The organism is Microbacterium esteraromaticum (assembly GCF_900163815.1).
Classification (GTDB): domain Bacteria; phylum Actinomycetota; class Actinomycetes; order Actinomycetales; family Microbacteriaceae; genus Microbacterium; species Microbacterium esteraromaticum_B.
Map to the genome: position 1 here is coordinate 1 of NZ_FUKO01000001.1, position 1,088 is coordinate 1,088.

The window sequence follows — 1,088 nt, forward strand, 5'->3', positions numbered from 1 at the left end:
TTGTACACCTGGCAGTGGATTCTGCGGTGTTTCTCCCGCCAAACGTACAATTTCCCGCCATCTGTGCCGGTCAGGCGCGGGCGCGCGCCAGGGCGGCGCGGATCGCGGCCACCACGTTGGGCCAGTTGTCGATGATCTGGTCGTAGTCGAAGCGGAGCGTCTCGTACCCGAGGGCGGATGCTGCAGCATCCCGCGCCCGGTCTTTGTGCATCTTGCCGTCAGCCTGGTGGTTCTCCCGGCCGTCAGCCTCAATGATGAGCCTGCCTTCGATCACGAAGTCGACCTTGCCGACCCCCGGGAGCACGACCTGGGTCTGCACGTCGATCCCGATCAGATGCAGCCGGAGCCGCACGAGTGACTCCAGACCGCTGTCGGCATCGTGACGCGCGAAGTCGAGTAGCCACCGGGCCGACTGGGGGAGTGCGGCGCGGATCCGCGCTCGATCGGCGGCACGGATGAGCCGCTTGTTCAAAGCCGATTCGAGCGCGCAGAAGAAGAACTCCTCGCCGTGGCAGTGGAATGCATGTACAAGGGCATCCTCGACATCGGCGATGCCGAGTTTCATCCGACCCGGCCGGAAGTGCACCACGCAACGGCACCGCTGATGATGCACGCGATTGGCCGGGCCCATCCACACGTGCGGCACCCTGTCTTTGCGAAGTACCCAGATGTCGTGGTGCTCGAGAGCGCCAGCACAGGTGAGGGCACCGCCGTGTCCGGCCGCCATTCGCACGGACGGCGATGCGGCGAACGTGGCGAACACGCCGGGGCGGATCCTCATGATCTCGCCGAAGTTCACCGCATCCGCGAGATGTCGGCGTGTGAAGCCGAAGGCGGTGAGCTGGCGGCCGCGCGCCAGCCCGCCGAAGCGATCGATGAGTTCGCGGGGTGTGATGGCAGTGATGCGCATGCGGCAATCCTGCGGACTCGGAGGCCCGCTTCGGAGGCTGAATGCCGGTCCCTGTGGAGAACTCGTCACCAGCATCCATCTGGGGATAACCGACCCGCCCCTTAATTCCAGGCACGGATGGCGGGAGTTTGTACGCTTGGCGGGAGAAACGCCGGGGAATCCACGGCCATCCGTTCAG

Annotated in this window: 1 protein-coding gene; it reads right to left on the bottom strand. The window is 65.3% G+C overall.

Annotation, left to right across the window (positions count from 1 at the left end; all coding sequences use genetic code 11):
* Positions 1–70: 70 nt before the first annotated feature.
* Complete coding sequence (locus FM104_RS00005; RefSeq protein ID WP_087129414.1) at positions 71–910, bottom strand: DUF559 domain-containing protein; 840 nt, start codon at positions 908–910, stop codon at positions 71–73.
* Between the last annotated feature and the right edge of the window lie 178 nt (positions 911–1,088).

Coding starts and splice junctions, on each gene's coding strand:
- FM104_RS00005 (WP_087129414.1), bottom strand. CDS start 910: ATGCGCATCACTGCCATCACACCCCGCGAACTCATCGATCGCTTCGGC.